This is a genomic window from Rodentibacter pneumotropicus DSM 21403 (assembly GCF_000379905.1).
GTDB lineage: Bacteria > Pseudomonadota > Gammaproteobacteria > Enterobacterales > Pasteurellaceae > Rodentibacter > Rodentibacter pneumotropicus.
Genome location: NZ_KB904059.1, coordinates 79,274 through 93,509, shown reverse-complemented (window position 1 = coordinate 93,509; position 14,236 = coordinate 79,274). Strand labels below are relative to the sequence as shown.

At 40.3% G+C, this 14,236-nt stretch carries 12 protein-coding genes; all 12 read left to right on the top strand.

Features of this window, described 5'->3' with window-relative positions:
• Positions 1-80: 80 nt before the first annotated feature.
• The 12 genes from rsmH to A3GE_RS0109785 all read left to right on the top strand — a co-directional run bounded on the left by rsmH (position 81) and on the right by A3GE_RS0109785 (position 14,225).
• Positions 81-1,049 (top strand): 16S rRNA (cytosine(1402)-N(4))-methyltransferase RsmH, encoded by a 969-nt coding sequence (gene rsmH, locus A3GE_RS0109840; RefSeq protein WP_026215468.1) that lies wholly within the window; start codon positions 81-83, stop codon positions 1,047-1,049.
• 8 nt (positions 1,050-1,057) lie between these two features.
• Positions 1,058-1,378: a cell division protein FtsL gene (gene ftsL / locus A3GE_RS0109835; protein WP_018357089.1), complete on the top strand. Its 321-nt coding sequence runs from the start codon at positions 1,058-1,060 to the stop codon at positions 1,376-1,378.
• Positions 1,379-1,400: 22 nt separating this feature from the next.
• A complete protein-coding gene (ftsI, locus tag A3GE_RS0109830) occupies positions 1,401-3,242 on the top strand; it encodes a peptidoglycan glycosyltransferase FtsI (protein ID WP_018357088.1) in 1,842 nt (613 codons plus the stop codon).
• Between the two features lie 10 nt (positions 3,243-3,252).
• Positions 3,253-4,722, top strand: coding sequence for a UDP-N-acetylmuramoyl-L-alanyl-D-glutamate--2,6-diaminopimelate ligase (murE, locus tag A3GE_RS0109825; RefSeq protein ID WP_018357087.1), 1,470 nt, complete (start codon positions 3,253-3,255; stop codon positions 4,720-4,722).
• A 17-nt stretch (positions 4,723-4,739) separates the two neighbouring features.
• Complete coding sequence (murF, locus tag A3GE_RS0109820) at positions 4,740-6,113, top strand: UDP-N-acetylmuramoyl-tripeptide--D-alanyl-D-alanine ligase (protein ID WP_018357086.1); 1,374 nt, start codon at positions 4,740-4,742, stop codon at positions 6,111-6,113.
• Positions 6,107-7,189 (top strand): phospho-N-acetylmuramoyl-pentapeptide-transferase, encoded by a 1,083-nt coding sequence (gene mraY, locus A3GE_RS0109815; RefSeq protein WP_018357085.1) that lies wholly within the window; start codon positions 6,107-6,109, stop codon positions 7,187-7,189. The genes murF and mraY overlap by 7 nt, the downstream gene beginning before the upstream one ends.
• A 199-nt stretch (positions 7,190-7,388) precedes the next feature.
• Complete coding sequence (gene murD, locus A3GE_RS0109810) at positions 7,389-8,699, top strand: UDP-N-acetylmuramoyl-L-alanine--D-glutamate ligase (protein ID WP_018357084.1); 1,311 nt, start codon at positions 7,389-7,391, stop codon at positions 8,697-8,699.
• 14 nt (positions 8,700-8,713) lie between these two features.
• Positions 8,714-9,898, top strand: coding sequence for a putative lipid II flippase FtsW (gene ftsW / locus A3GE_RS0109805; RefSeq protein WP_018357083.1), 1,185 nt, complete (start codon positions 8,714-8,716; stop codon positions 9,896-9,898).
• Between the two features lie 8 nt (positions 9,899-9,906).
• Positions 9,907-10,965, top strand: coding sequence for an undecaprenyldiphospho-muramoylpentapeptide beta-N-acetylglucosaminyltransferase (gene murG, locus A3GE_RS0109800; protein ID WP_018357082.1), 1,059 nt, complete (start codon positions 9,907-9,909; stop codon positions 10,963-10,965).
• A gap of 85 nt (positions 10,966-11,050) precedes the next feature.
• Complete coding sequence (gene murC, locus A3GE_RS0109795) at positions 11,051-12,478, top strand: UDP-N-acetylmuramate--L-alanine ligase (RefSeq protein ID WP_018357081.1); 1,428 nt, start codon at positions 11,051-11,053, stop codon at positions 12,476-12,478.
• Between the two features lie 62 nt (positions 12,479-12,540).
• The gene (locus A3GE_RS0109790) at positions 12,541-13,464 is read left to right on the top strand and encodes a D-alanine--D-alanine ligase (protein WP_018357080.1); all 924 of its coding nucleotides are present in this window, start codon (positions 12,541-12,543) and stop codon (positions 13,462-13,464) included.
• Positions 13,461-14,225 (top strand): cell division protein FtsQ/DivIB, encoded by a 765-nt coding sequence (locus A3GE_RS0109785; RefSeq protein ID WP_018357079.1) that lies wholly within the window; start codon positions 13,461-13,463, stop codon positions 14,223-14,225. Before A3GE_RS0109790 ends, A3GE_RS0109785 begins: the two co-directional genes overlap by 4 nt.
• The last annotated feature ends 11 nt before the right edge of the window (positions 14,226-14,236 follow it).

Sequence of the window (14,236 nt, the reverse complement as noted above, 5' to 3'; positions counted from 1 at the left end):
AGAAAAAGAACAGCAGCACTAGCAAGATAAGCGGTGCTTGCACCGCATTATCTTTTTTCAAACTTATTTTATTAACGTTTATGAATATGCAGAATTCCTTTTCTTCTACTGAACACATTACGGTTTTACTCCATGAAGCAGTGGATGGTTTGGCATTGAAAGAAAATGGAATTTATATTGATGGCACTTTTGGGCGGGGCGGCCATTCTCGCTTAATTCTTTCAAAACTCTCTCAAAATAGTCGTTTGATTGGGGTTGATCGTGATCCTTATGCCGTGGAAGAAGCAAAAAAAATTCAAGATCGGCGATTTCAAATTGAACACAATAGTTTCTCCCAAATTCCTGAAATTTGTGAAAAATTAGGTTTGGTCGGTAGAGTTGATGGTATTTTGCTTGATCTTGGCGTGTCATCTCCACAATTGGATGAGGCTGAGCGCGGTTTCAGTTTTATGAAAGATGGCCCTCTTGATATGCGTATGAATACAAAGCAAGGTTTGTCTGCGGCAGAATGGTTAAAAAAGGTTTCTGTAGAAGATTTAACTTGGGTTCTGAAAACCTTCGGTGAAGAACGTTTCGCTAAACGTATTGCGACAGCAATTGTGGAATACAACAAAAGTGCGGTCAAAAATGGCGAAGAAGGTTTATCACGAACAGTACAACTTGCGGAACTTATTTCACAGGCGGTACCTTTTAAAGATAAACATAAACATCCGGCAACCCGTAGTTTTCAAGCAATTCGAATTTTCATTAATTCAGAGTTGGACGAGTTAGAAAGTATATTACATTCAGCATTAGAAGTGTTAGCACCTGAAGGGCGTTTGTCGATTATTAGTTTCCATTCTTTAGAAGATCGAATGGTTAAGCATTTTATAAAAAAACAAAGCAAAGGAGATCCGATTCCAAAAGGTTTGCCATTGCGAGAAGATCAAATTCAACGTAAACAAAAGCTAAAAGCTATAGGGAAAGCAATTCATCCGTCGGAAGCTGAAATTCAGGCAAATCCACGCTCAAGAAGTGCAATATTACGCATTGCGGAGAAAATTGGTTAGGGTAGAAAATGTTAGAAAATAATGAACGTTATCCTTTACAAAATCTTTTAGTGGAAGATTTATTTTCAGCAAATAAATTGGTTTCGTTGTTGCTGTTATTAATTTTGGTTTCTGCTATGGCGACAATTTGGTTAACGCATCAAACGCGTGGGCTAATTTCAGAGAATGGTCAATTGGTTTTACAACATCAAGCATTACAAGATGAATATCGCAATTTGCAGTTGCAAGAGGCTACTGAGGGCGATAGCACAAGAGTGGAATTTATTGCCATTGGCACATTAAAAATGAAAAGAATTGATAGCGACCAAGAAGTTGTTATTTTGGAATAAAGAGTAAGTCAGGGTTGAGCAAATGGTTAGATTTAATTCATCAAAAAAATCAAATAAATCTAAGAAAACAATTAGAAAACTCGTCGTACCTACAACAACGGCTATTAAACTCAACAAACCTAAAATGGTGTTTGAAAGATGTTTTATACGCTGGCGTTATTTCATTGCTACAGGCCTTATTTTCCTTGGGTTAGGTGCTCTAGTTGCACGAGCTGCTTATGTCCAAGCAATCAATTCGGATATTCTTTCAGGTGAAGCGGATAAACGTTCTTTACGTAAAGATGAAATTCTTTCGGTTCGTGGTTCCATTTTGGATCGTAATGGTCAGTTGTTGTCTGTAAGTGTGCCAATGAGTGCAGTAATCGCCGAACCTAAACGTATTCTTAAAGAAGGCTCGCTTGATGATAAAGAGAGAATTAAAGCCCTCGCAGATGTATTAGGTTTAAGCTATAACGAGCTAGTGAAGAAAATTGAGAAAAATCCAAAATCAGGTTTTTTATATTTAGCGCGCCAAGTTGAAGCAGGCAAAGCGCAGTATGTCAAAGAACTGAAAATTAAAGGGATTAGCTTGGAAAGCGAACCACGCCGTTTCTATCCAAGGGTAGAAGAAACCGCCCATTTGCTTGGTTATACTGATATTGATGGAAATGGCATTGAGGGGATTGAGAAAAGTTTCAATGCGCTGCTGGTAGGAAAAGATGGTTCCCGTTTAGTTCGAAAAGATAAACGAGGAAACGTGGTTGAGCATATTGCTGACCAGAAAAAATACGATGCACAAGATGTGACTCTCAGCATTGATGAAAAATTACAATCAATGGTATATCGTGAAATCAAAAAAGCGGTAACGGAGAACAAGGCTGAATCTGGTACTGCGGTACTTGTTGATGTGCGTACCGGTGAAGTGTTAGCAATGGCGAATGCCCCTTCTTATAATCCGAATAATCGTGTCGGCGTAAAAGCGGAGCTTATGCGAAATCGCGCAATTACCGATGTTTTTGAACCCGGTTCAACAGTAAAACCTTTTGTTGTTTTGACCGCACTTCAACGTGGTGCAGCACAACGTAATGAAGTGATCAATACGGGGTCTTTCACGGTGAGTGGTAAAGAAATTATGGATGTTGCGCCTCGTCCTCAACAAACGTTAGATGAAATTTTAATTAACTCCAGTAATCGTGGGGTCAGCCGTCTTGCATTACGTATGCCGCCAAGTGCGCTGATGGATACTTATCAAGCGGCAGGATTGGGAAAAGCAACGGATTTAGGCTTGATTGGTGAACAAACCGGCGTGTTAAATGCAAATCGTAAACGTTGGGCGGATATTGATCGTGCAACAGTAGCTTATGGTTATGGTATCACCGCAACACCACTACAAATGGCGAGAGCTTATGCAACCTTAGGGAGCTTTGGTATTTATCGTCCGCTTTCTATCACGAAAGTTGATCCTCCGGTAATTGGTCAACGCGTTTTTTCTGAGAAAACCACAAAAGAAATTGTGAATATGTTAGAAAAAGTGGCGATCAAAAATAAGCGTGCGATGGTCGAAGGGTACCGAGTAGGCGTGAAAACCGGTACTGCGCGTAAAATCGAAAATGGCCACTATGTGAATAAATATGTGGCGTTTACCGCAGGGGTCGCACCAATTAGTGATCCGCGTTATGCTCTTATTATTTTGATTAATGATCCGAAAGCGGGTCAATATTACGGTGGTGCGGTGTCTGCACCGGTGTTTTCCAGCATCATGGGCTATGCTTTACGCGCCAATGGTATTGCACCGGATGCTGAACCTACGGACAAAACTGCAAAACGTACGGTTCGCCTGACTTCACGTAAAACAGAACAAAATAATATGAAACAGGCGAATTAAGGAAAAAATAATGAAAAAATTAACCGCACTTTTTAATTTGCCCTCACTTCTTGCGGATATTGAAATCAATGAATTAGTTTTAGATAGTCGGAAAGTGAAAGTCGGCGATCTGTTTGTTGCGGTAAAAGGGCATCAAATCGATGCAACGAATTTTATTGAGCAGGCAATTTCGGCCGGTGCTGGTGCGGTTGTTGCTGAAACCGATGTGGTTGATATGCATTTGAGCGTAGAATATCGACAGCAAAAACCGGTAATTTATTACTATAATTTGTCAGCAAATTTATCGGAAATTGCAGATAAGTTTTATGATTCACCTTCTAAAAAACTCACTTTTGTTGGTGTTACCGGCACAAATGGGAAAACCACAGTATCTCAACTATTAGCGCAATGGGTTCAGCATTTAGGCAGAAAACCGGCTGTAATGGGAACAATTGGAAACGGTTTATTAGGGCAAGTTGTTGAGGCGAAAAATACTACGGGGTCAGCCATTGAAATTCAATCTTCGCTCGCTTCTTTCGTTAATCAAGGTGCAGATTTTGCTGCGATTGAAGTTTCTTCGCATGGTTTAGTCCAACATCGTGTAGAGGCATTGGATTTTAATGCTGCAATTTTTACAAATTTAAGCCGTGATCATTTAGATTATCACGGTACGATGGAAGCTTATGCGCAAGCGAAAAAACGTTTTTTCTTTGAATTATCTTCCGAGTTTAAAATCTTAAATGCAGATGATCCGATTGGTGCAGAGTGGCTAAAAGCACTACCAAATGGCGTTGCGGTGAGCTGTGAGGCAAATTTTCAACAAAATTCAAAACAATGGCTAAAAGCCACTTTAGTACGTTTTACTCATGAAGGCACGATCATAGATTTTTCATCCAGTTGGGGGAATGGCACACTAAACAGCCCATTAATCGGTGCATTTAATGTAAGTAATTTATTATTAGCTATGGCGACATTACTCACACTAGGTTATTTGTTAGAGGATTTAACCGATAGCGTTTCAGCTTTGCAAGGCGTTTGTGGAAGAATGGAAATGATTAAAGTAGAGGGGAAACCGGCTATTATTGTTGATTATGCCCATACGCCGGATGCTTTGGAAAAAGCACTTGTTGCAGCACGTGAACATTGCAATGGCAAATTATGGTGCGTTTTTGGTTGCGGTGGCGATCGTGATAGAGGTAAGCGTCCATTAATGGCAAAAGTTGCCGAGAAACTTTCCGATATGGTCATTGTAACAACAGATAATCCGCGCACAGAAGATCCTGATAAAATTGAAGCAGATATTGTTGCCGGTTTTAGTGATATGGATAAAGTTGGGTTAATTTCCGATCGTGCGCAAGCGATTGAGTTCGCTATTCAAAGTGCGCAGAAAAATGACCTCATTTTGATTGCAGGAAAAGGTCACGAGGATTACCAAATTGTAGGGAATGAAGTCTTACATTTTTCTGATCAAGAAACAGCCGAGTTTTATCTAAACCAATAAATTTATTCAATTAACGCATGATTAATTTAACGACGCAACAACTTGCCCAAATTCTTAATGCAAAATTAATCGGGAGTGAGCAGGTTACAATTGAAAATATCAACACGGATACACGCCATCCTGTTCCCAACCATTTGTTTTTTGCCTTAAAAGGCGAAACATTTGATGCTCATCAATATCTCCATCAAGCTATCGAACAAGGTGCGGTTGCTTTAGTCGTTCAACAAGCCGAACTTCACATTTCTGTTCCGCAACTTGTTGTGGAAAATACGCGTTTAGCTTTAGGTCGATTAGCTAAGTGGCTAAGAGAAAAAATTAATCCTAAAGTTGTGGCGATGACGGGATCTTCCGGAAAAACCACCGTAAAGGAAATGACAGCAAGTATTTTGCAACAAACGGCGGGAAATCCGGACGCTGTGCTTTTTACACAAGGTAATTTCAATAATGACATTGGTGTACCACTCACATTGTTACGTTTGGAAGAAAACCACCGTTTTGCGGTGATTGAATTGGGCGCAAATCATCAAGGTGAAATTGATTACACAACTCACCTTGCTCAACCGAATGTGGCGCTCGTCAATAATGTTGCCGCAGCACATTTAGAGGGGTTTGGTTCGTTAGAGGGCGTAGCACTGGCTAAGGGCGAGATTTATCGCGGTTTAACCTCCAATGGTGTGGCAATTATCAATGCTGAACATAATCATTTTGATCTTTGGCAAAAAGAAATTGGCGATCATGCTGTTCAGTATTTCAATGGTAATGATTATATTGCTAAAAATATTCGACATAATGAACAGGGTTCAATCTTTACATTAGTTTCCCCACAAGGTGAAATTGAAATTCATCTTCCGTATTTAGGCGAACATAATGTAAAAAATGCTTTGGCGGCGACCGCACTTTCCATGAATGTCGGAGCGACGCTAGCAGATGTAAAAAATGGATTGGAGCAACGTTCTCAAGTAAAGGGACGTTTATTCCCGATTAAGATCAATGAGAATTTATTACTATTAGATGATACCTATAACGCTAATCAAGATTCTCTTTGTGCGGCAATTGATGTTTTGAAATCCTACAACGCATTCCGTATTTTATGCGTAGGGGATATGAAAGAGTTGGGGGAAGACTCCCTTGAAATTCATCGTCAAGTGGGACAATATGCAAAAACAGCCCGGCTTGATTTAGTTTGCTCTTTTGGTTGTGAAAGTGCGGTCATTTCTGACGCAGTTTTAGGAAAACATTTTACCGATAAAGCGGAAATGGTGGATTTTCTGGTTCCTTTTATTAAGGCGAAATTAAAACAAAATCAACATATTGTTGTGCTTGGCAAAGGCTCTCGCTCAATGAAAATGGAAGATGTGATTTATTCATTAAAGGATAAAATTAAATGTTAGTTTGGCTTGCTGAATTCCTTGTTCGTTATGAAACCGCATTTAATGCAATTTCATATATTACTGTGCGTGCAATTCTTGCGTTATTGACCGCACTTTTTATTTCCCTTTGGATTGGTCCAAAAGTGATTAAACGTTTGCAAATATTGAAATTTGGTCAAGAAGTGCGTAATGACGGACCGGAAAGCCATTTTGCGAAAAAAGGCACGCCGACTATGGGCGGGGTGATGATTCTTTTTGCGATTGGGATCAGTACATTGTTGTGGGCAAATTTAGCTAATCCTTATATATGGATTTGTTTATTTGTACTATTTGGCTATGGCGCAATCGGTTTTGTTGATGATTACCGCAAAATTACACGTAAAAACACAGACGGTTTAATTGCACGTTGGAAATATTTTTGGATGTCGGCAGTCGCACTCGTGGCGATTATTTGGTTATATTGGCTTGGGCATGATACGGATGCGACCCGATTAGTTGTGCCATTTTTCAAAGACATTATGCCGCAGTTAGGCTTATTTTATATTGTGTTGTCTTATTTTGTCATTGTGGGAACAGGTAATGCGGTTAATTTAACGGACGGATTAGACGGACTTGCTATTATGCCTACTGCATTGGTTGCCGGTGCTTTTGCTTTAATTGCATGGGCAACGGGTAACATTAATTTTGCTGAATATTTACATATTCCTTACATCAAACACAGTTCTGAGGTTGTCGTATTTTGTACGGCGATTGTCGGCGCTGGGTTGGGTTTTTTATGGTTCAATACTTATCCTGCACAAGTATTTATGGGTGATGTCGGTTCACTTGCATTAGGCGGTGCATTAGGTGTCGTTGCCATTTTGGTGAGACAGGAATTTCTGCTTGTCATTATGGGAGGGGTATTTGTGGTCGAAGCGCTCTCGGTAATTTTACAAGTCGGTTCTTACAAATTACGCAAACAGCGAATTTTCCGAATGGCACCGATTCATCACCATTTTGAATTAAAAGGATGGCCGGAGCCGAGAGTGATTATTCGGTTTTGGATTATTTCTTTAATGTTGGTGTTAATGGGCTTAGTAACACTTAAATTGAGATAGTCGGTTTCGCTCTTTCTTTTGAAAGAGCGAGTTCATTTTTTGTACCCAAAGAAAATAATGCCTAAAAAACTATTTTAGTTAAATATTATTTAAAAAGTGCGGTCAAATTTGGCAGATTTTTATCTAAGTAAGAAAGTAGATTTTTTGCTAAACGAAAACCGATATAGAAAGTAGAATTAAATGTTAGAAGTAAAATAAAATGAACAGTTACCAAAATAAAACCGTTACTATCATTGGATTGGGTAAAACCGGTTTGTCGTGTGTTGATTATCTTCAAGCTCAACAGGCAAATATCCGTGTGATTGATACTCGAGCAAATCCTGTTGGTGTAGAGAAACTTCCTAAAAATATTCCACTCCATACCGGCAGTTTAAATCAACAATGGTTGAATGAAAGCGATATTATTGTTGTCAGTCCGGGGTTTCCGGTAAAAACACCGGAAATTCAGACCGCACTTTCAGCAGGTGTGGAAGTTGTTGGCGATATTGAATTATTTTGTCGTGAGGTTACAAAACCCATTGTCGCGATAACCGGTTCAAATGGAAAAAGCACCGTGACTACGCTGGTTTATGAAATGGCAAAAGCGGCTGGGCTGAAGGTAGGAATGGGCGGGAATATCGGTATTCCTGCGCTGTCTTTACTGAATGAGGATTATGATCTTTATGTGTTGGAGCTATCCAGTTTTCAATTGGAGACGACGTATAGTTTAAAAGCCACTGCTGCAACGGTATTGAATGTCACGGAAGATCATATGGATCGTTACATGGATTTAGCAGATTATCGTCAAGCTAAATTGCGTATTTATCATCGCGCTGAAACAGCAGTGGTAAATAGTGAGGATAAATTGACTTTTGGTGAAGGTGAAAATCAAGCAAAACAGATTTTGTCCTTTGCAGAGCATCAGGCGAATCATTGGCTTAAAACCGAAAAAGGTAAACAATATTTAATGGTGAAAGATGACGTGCTTTTACCTTGTGAAGAAGTGGGGCTTGTTGGCCGGCATAATTATATGAATATTCTTGCCGCAACAGCATTGGCACAATCGGTAGGAATAAATTTAGACGCAATTCGTACCGCACTTCGGCAATTTAAAGGCTTGAATCACCGTTTTCAATTAGCCTATCAGGCAAATGGTGTGCGTTGGATTAATGATTCTAAGGCAACCAATGTGGGAAGTACAGTGGCGGCACTGACTGGTTTATTTGTTGAAGGTACATTGCATTTGTTGTTAGGTGGTGATGGAAAAGGCGCTGATTTTTCTGAATTAGCTACACTGATTAATCAACCTCATATTATTTGTTATTGTTTTGGTCGTGATGGTGCGGAATTGGCGAAACTGTCCCCACAAAGTTATTTGTTTGAAAGCATGGAACAAGCGATAGACTTTCTACGCCCAACATTAAAAGCAGGCGATATAGTATTATTATCACCGGCTTGCGCAAGTCTTGATCAATTTGCTTCTTTTGAAAAGCGCGGTGAAGAATTTACTCGTTTAGCACAATTAAATTAATTAAATATAGAGCAATGGAATTTTTTCAGAAAATTAAACAGAGTTTTGATAATTGGACCAGAATTACACCGCAAGGGTTACTATATGATCGAGCGTTATTCTGGCTTTTTGTGATTTTATTGATCATCGGTTTGATCGCAGTCACTTCTGCATCGATTCCGTACAGCTCAAGATTATTTAATGATGCCTTTTATTTTGCCAAACGTGATGCATTTTATGTTTTTCTCTCTCTTTTAACTTGCTACTTCAGTATGCAAGTCTCGACCCAACAATGGGAAAAATGGCATGTTAAAATCTTTTTCTTGGCGATAGCATTGCTATTTGCTGTGCTTGTTATCGGTTCGTCCGTAAATGGTGCAAAACGCTGGATTTCCCTTGGTGTGCTTAATTTCCAACCGGCAGAATTTGCTAAATTGGCGCTTGCCTGTTTCTTAGCGAGTTATTTTACCCGCCGTTACGATGAAGTGCGGTCAAATAAATTGAGTGCTTTTAAACCCTTCATTGTTATGGGAATAATGGGCGGATTTTTATTGGCCCAACCGGATTTGGGTAGTACGGTCGTATTATTTGTCATTACCTTTGGGATGCTTTTTATTGTTGGGGCAAACTTCTGGCAATTTGTCGGTTTAGTTGTGACCGGCATATTATTGTTTGTATGGTTAGTGCTTTCCGCCTCTTATCGTTTAAAACGTTTTACTGGTTTCTTAGAGCCTTTTAAAGATCCCTATGGTACAGGATTTCAGCTGACTAATTCACTCATGGCATTTGGACGGGGTGAAATTACAGGGGAAGGATTAGGCAATTCTATTCAAAAATTAGATTATTTGCCGGAAGCTCATACTGACTTCATTATGGCGATTCTTGGTGAAGAATTCGGATTTATCGGTATTTTTGTGGTCGTCACTTTATTGGGGTTGCTGGTCTTCCGCGCATTAAAAATAGGGCGTGAATCCCTACAATTAGAACAACGTTTCCGTGGTTTTTTTGCTTTCGGTATAAGCTTTTGGATTTTCTTTCAAGGGTTTGTGAATTTAGGGATGGCGCTTGGTATGCTACCGACAAAAGGTTTGACTTTCCCATTAGTAAGCTACGGCGGCTCAAGTATTATTATTATGTCGGCAACAATTGGTATTTTATTGCGTATTGACCATGAAAACCGTTTACAGCGGTGTGGGCAAGCGCGTTTACGTGATGATTAGGAATAAACATGAATAAATCCAAAAAATTATTAGTCATGGCAGGTGGTACGGGCGGTCATGTTTTTCCGGCTATTGCGGTTGCTCAAACTTTACAGCAACAAGGTTGGGAAATTTGCTGGCTCGGTACAAAAGATCGTATGGAAGCCAAACTTGTTCCGGAACACGGTATTCCGATCCGTTTTATTCAAATTTCCGGTTTGCGGGGGAAGGGCATTAAAGCCTTGTTAAACGCACCTTTTGCTATTTTACGTGCCATATTTCAAGCAAAAAAAATTATCCAAGAGGAAAAGCCAAACGCTGTGTTAGGTATGGGAGGTTATGTTTCCGGACCGGGCGGAGTGGCAGCAAAACTCTGTGGTGTGCCGATAATTTTGCATGAGCAAAATGCTGTTGCAGGATTAACCAATAAATGGCTGGCAAAAATTGCGACCCGTGTATTGCAGGCTTTTCCTAATGCCTTTCCAAATGCGGAAGTCGTCGGTAATCCTGTTCGCCAAACATTATTTCAAATGCCATCACCGGAGGAGCGTTTTTCTCATCATGGTGAAAAATTGCGTGTACTGGTCGTAGGCGGAAGTCAAGGGGCTCGAGTATTGAATCAAACGATACCAAAAGTTGTCTCACAACTAGCGGATAAACTGGAGGTTCGTCATCAAGTAGGAAAGGGCGCAGTAGAAAATGTGTCTGCACTTTATGGCGAGAATGCCTCAAAGGTAAAAATTACCGAATTTATTGATGATATGGCGGAAGCCTATGCGTGGGCGGATATCGTGATTTGTCGTTCCGGTGCATTAACAGTATGTGAACTCGCTGCCGTCGGTACGCCGGCAGTTTTTATCCCGTTCCAACATAAGGATCGGCAACAATACCTTAATGCAAAATATTTAGCCGATGTTGGGGCGGCTAAAATTGTAGAACAAATAGATTTAACGCCGGATATTTTAATTAATTATTTACAGAGTTTTACGCGTGATGAACTTTTACAAATGGCTGTTAAAGCAAAATCGATGTCGGCTCCATTAGCTGCGCAACGTGTCGCAGATGTGATTATTGAAAACGCAAAATAATAAAATAATGTTGTAAAAAATCCTTTGGAATTTGACCGCACTTTTTAAATAGTCAGATATTTTCCAAAGGAGAGAAGGAAATAAGATGAAACATTCTCACGAAGAAATTAGAAAAATTATCCCTGAAATGCGTCGGGTTCAGCAAATTCATTTTATTGGTATCGGCGGTGCCGGTATGAGCGGTATTGCAGAAATTCTTTTGAATGAAGGCTATCGAATTTCAGGTTCGGATATTGCAGATGGCGTAGTTACCCAACGTCTTGTACAGGCAGGCGCGACAGTTTTTATTGGTCATGCAGCTGAAAATATTGATGGCGCGAGTGTTGTTGTGGTATCAAGTGCTATTCGTGAAGATAATCCTGAATTAGTTGCGGCACAACAAAATCGGATTCCAGTGATCCAGCGTGCACAAATGTTGGCGGAAATTATGCGTTTTCGCCACGGCATTGCGGTAGCCGGAACCCATGGTAAAACAACAACAACGGCAATGCTGTCGATGATTTATACGCAAGCAAAATTAGATCCTACGTTTGTAAATGGAGGGTTAGTAAAATCAGCGGGAAAAAATGCCCATCTTGGGGTGAGTCGTTATTTGATCGCAGAAGCAGATGAAAGCGATGCCTCTTTCTTGCATTTACAGCCCATGGTTTCTGTTGTGACGAATATTGAGCCGGATCACATGGACACTTATGAAGGTGATTTCGAAAAAATGAAAGCCACCTATGTGAAATTCCTTCATAATCTGCCGTTTTACGGCTTAGTGGTAATGTGTGCCGATGATTCTGTGTTGATGGAATTAGCGCCGAAAGTGGGGCGTCAGGTTATTACTTACGGCTTTAGTGAAGAGGCTGATTATCGTATTGAAGATTATGAGCAAATCGGTTTTCAGGGGCATTACAGAGTAATTTGTCCAAATGGGGAATGCATTAATGTGCTGCTAAATGTGCCTGGCAAACACAATGCGTTAAACGCCACTGCGGCATTGGCTGTCGCCAAAGAAGAGGGAATTAATAACGAAGCGATCTTGGAAGCACTTGCCGATTTCCAAGGTGCCGGACGTCGTTTTGATCAACTTGGTGAGTTTATTCGCCCGAATGGAAAAGTGCGTTTAGTCGATGATTATGGCCATCATCCAACTGAAGTAGGGGTAACTATTCAAGCGGCTCGTGAAGGTTGGGGAGATAAACGTATTGTGATGATTTTCCAACCGCATCGTTATTCCCGTACCCGTGATTTATTTGATGATTTTGTACAGGTACTTTCACAAGTGGATGCACTTGTTATGTTGGATGTTTATGCTGCCGGTGAAACGCCGATTGTAGGGGCTGACAGTAAAGCACTCTGCCGTTCAATCCGTAATTTGGGGAAAGTCGATCCTATTTTGGTATCGGATACGATGCAATTAGGGGAAGTGCTAGATCAAATTATTCAAGACGGTGATTTAATTTTGGCGCAAGGTGCGGGGAGCGTGAGTAAGATCTCTCGTAATTTGGCTGATTCTTGGAAGAATTAGAGCAGAGTGCGAAATTTAACTGACACAAATATGAAAGTTAATTGTGGTGAATAGGATATAAGATGAATTTAAAACAAGAAAAAATTGCTGTATTGTTAGGTGGGACATCCGCGGAACGTGAAGTTTCTTTAGATTCCGGTAAGGCGGTTTTAGATGCGCTTGTTAGCCAAGGTTATAACGCCCATGCTATTGATCCGAAAGAATATGATGTGATCAACCTTAAAAAAGACGGTTTTGATCGTGTATTTAATATTTTACATGGTCGTGGTGGTGAGGACGGAACCATGCAAGGCTTATTAGAGCAAATCGGTTTGCCTTATACCGGCTGTGGCGTAATGGCATCGGCTTTGACGATGGATAAAATGCGTACCAAGATGTTGTGGAAGGCGTTTGGCCTACCTGTTGCGGAAATGGAAGTCGTCACTCGTGATAATTTTACTCAATTAGATCCGCAAGCAGTCGTAGAAAAATTGGGGCTACCGTTAATGGTTAAACCTTCTTTAGAGGGGTCTAGTGTAGGTTTAACAAAAGTTAAATGCGTAGAACATTTAAAAAGTGCGGTTGAATTTGCGCTTAAATTTGATAACACCATTTTAATTGAAGAATGGCTTGCCGGTGATGAATTAACTGTGCCTGTGTTAGATGGTCGGGTATTACCTGCGGTTCGCATCGTACCGGAAGGCGAATTTTATGATTATGAGGCAAAATATATTTCCGATAATACGAAATATTTTTGTCCGGCAGGGCTAACTGCAGAACGTGAGCAAGCATTGGCAACATTGGTTAAGCAGGCTTATGATGCTGTGGGATGCCGTGGTTGGAGCCGTATTGATGTGATGTGTGATGCGAAAGGGGATTTCCGTTTGGTGGAAGTCAATACTAATCCGGGAATGACCAGCCATAGTTTGTTCCCAAAATCGGCTGCAACGGCAGGCATTTCTTTTGAGCAACTTGTTGTGAAAATTCTGGAGTTGAGTGCGCAATGAATGTGCTGAAACGTAAAGGCACGCCAAATACTCGGTATGGTGAATCAAAGTTTAAATATTTTCTACAACTTCGTCTATTGATCGCCATATTATGTATCGGATTTGGGTATGTTGTTTATTCAAATTGGCAAAATTGGTTAGAGAGTCTTGATTCTAAGCCGATTAGTGCTTATGCGATTGTCGGTAAAACTGAATTTACTGATTATGCGGATGTTCAGGATGTTTTGCTTAAAATGGGTGCCTTAAAAGGTTTCTGGGGACAGGATGTTAAAGTTATTCAAGAACAAATTGAAACCTTACCTTGGATAAAAGGCGCTGTTGTTCGTAAAGTTTGGCCAAATCGTTTAAGCATTTGGTTAACTGAATATAGCCCTGTTGCAATTTGGAATAAAACTGAATTTGTTACAAAGGATGGGGCTGTTTTTCAATTACCGATGGAGCGCTTAAAAAATAAAGTGTTGCCTCATTTAGGCGGTCCTGATTATCAGAGCCCAAAAGTGCTTGAGGCGTGGAATCAGATTTATGCTGATTTTAAAGCAAAAAATTTAAATGTAAAAGGTGTTACGATTGATGCGCGCGGTGCGTGGCAAGTTACACTTGATAATGATATAGTGTTGAAATTAGGGCGTGGGGAATGGAAATCAAAACTCGAACGTTTTGTGACAATTTATCCACAAATTGAAGTAGAAGAAGGCAAACGAATTGACTATGTCGATTTACGATATACATCGGGTGCAGCAGTCGGAATGACGGATGAATAAGATTCAGTGGG

Bases quoted from the DNA above. Each gene is read 5' to 3' on its own strand.
- rsmH (WP_026215468.1), top strand. From the start codon at position 81: ATGAATATGCAGAATTCCTTTTCTTCTACTGAACACATTACGGTTTTA.
- ftsL (WP_018357089.1), top strand. From the start codon at position 1,058: ATGTTAGAAAATAATGAACGTTATCCTTTACAAAATCTTTTAGTGGAA.
- ftsI (WP_018357088.1), top strand. From the start codon at position 1,401: ATGGTTAGATTTAATTCATCAAAAAAATCAAATAAATCTAAGAAAACA.
- murE (WP_018357087.1), top strand. From the start codon at position 3,253: ATGAAAAAATTAACCGCACTTTTTAATTTGCCCTCACTTCTTGCGGAT.
- murF (WP_018357086.1), top strand. From the start codon at position 4,740: ATGATTAATTTAACGACGCAACAACTTGCCCAAATTCTTAATGCAAAA.
- mraY (WP_018357085.1), top strand. From the start codon at position 6,107: ATGTTAGTTTGGCTTGCTGAATTCCTTGTTCGTTATGAAACCGCATTT.
- murD (WP_018357084.1), top strand. From the start codon at position 7,389: ATGAACAGTTACCAAAATAAAACCGTTACTATCATTGGATTGGGTAAA.
- ftsW (WP_018357083.1), top strand. From the start codon at position 8,714: ATGGAATTTTTTCAGAAAATTAAACAGAGTTTTGATAATTGGACCAGA.
- murG (WP_018357082.1), top strand. From the start codon at position 9,907: ATGAATAAATCCAAAAAATTATTAGTCATGGCAGGTGGTACGGGCGGT.
- murC (WP_018357081.1), top strand. From the start codon at position 11,051: ATGAAACATTCTCACGAAGAAATTAGAAAAATTATCCCTGAAATGCGT.
- A3GE_RS0109790 (WP_018357080.1), top strand. From the start codon at position 12,541: ATGAATTTAAAACAAGAAAAAATTGCTGTATTGTTAGGTGGGACATCC.
- A3GE_RS0109785 (WP_018357079.1), top strand. From the start codon at position 13,461: ATGAATGTGCTGAAACGTAAAGGCACGCCAAATACTCGGTATGGTGAA.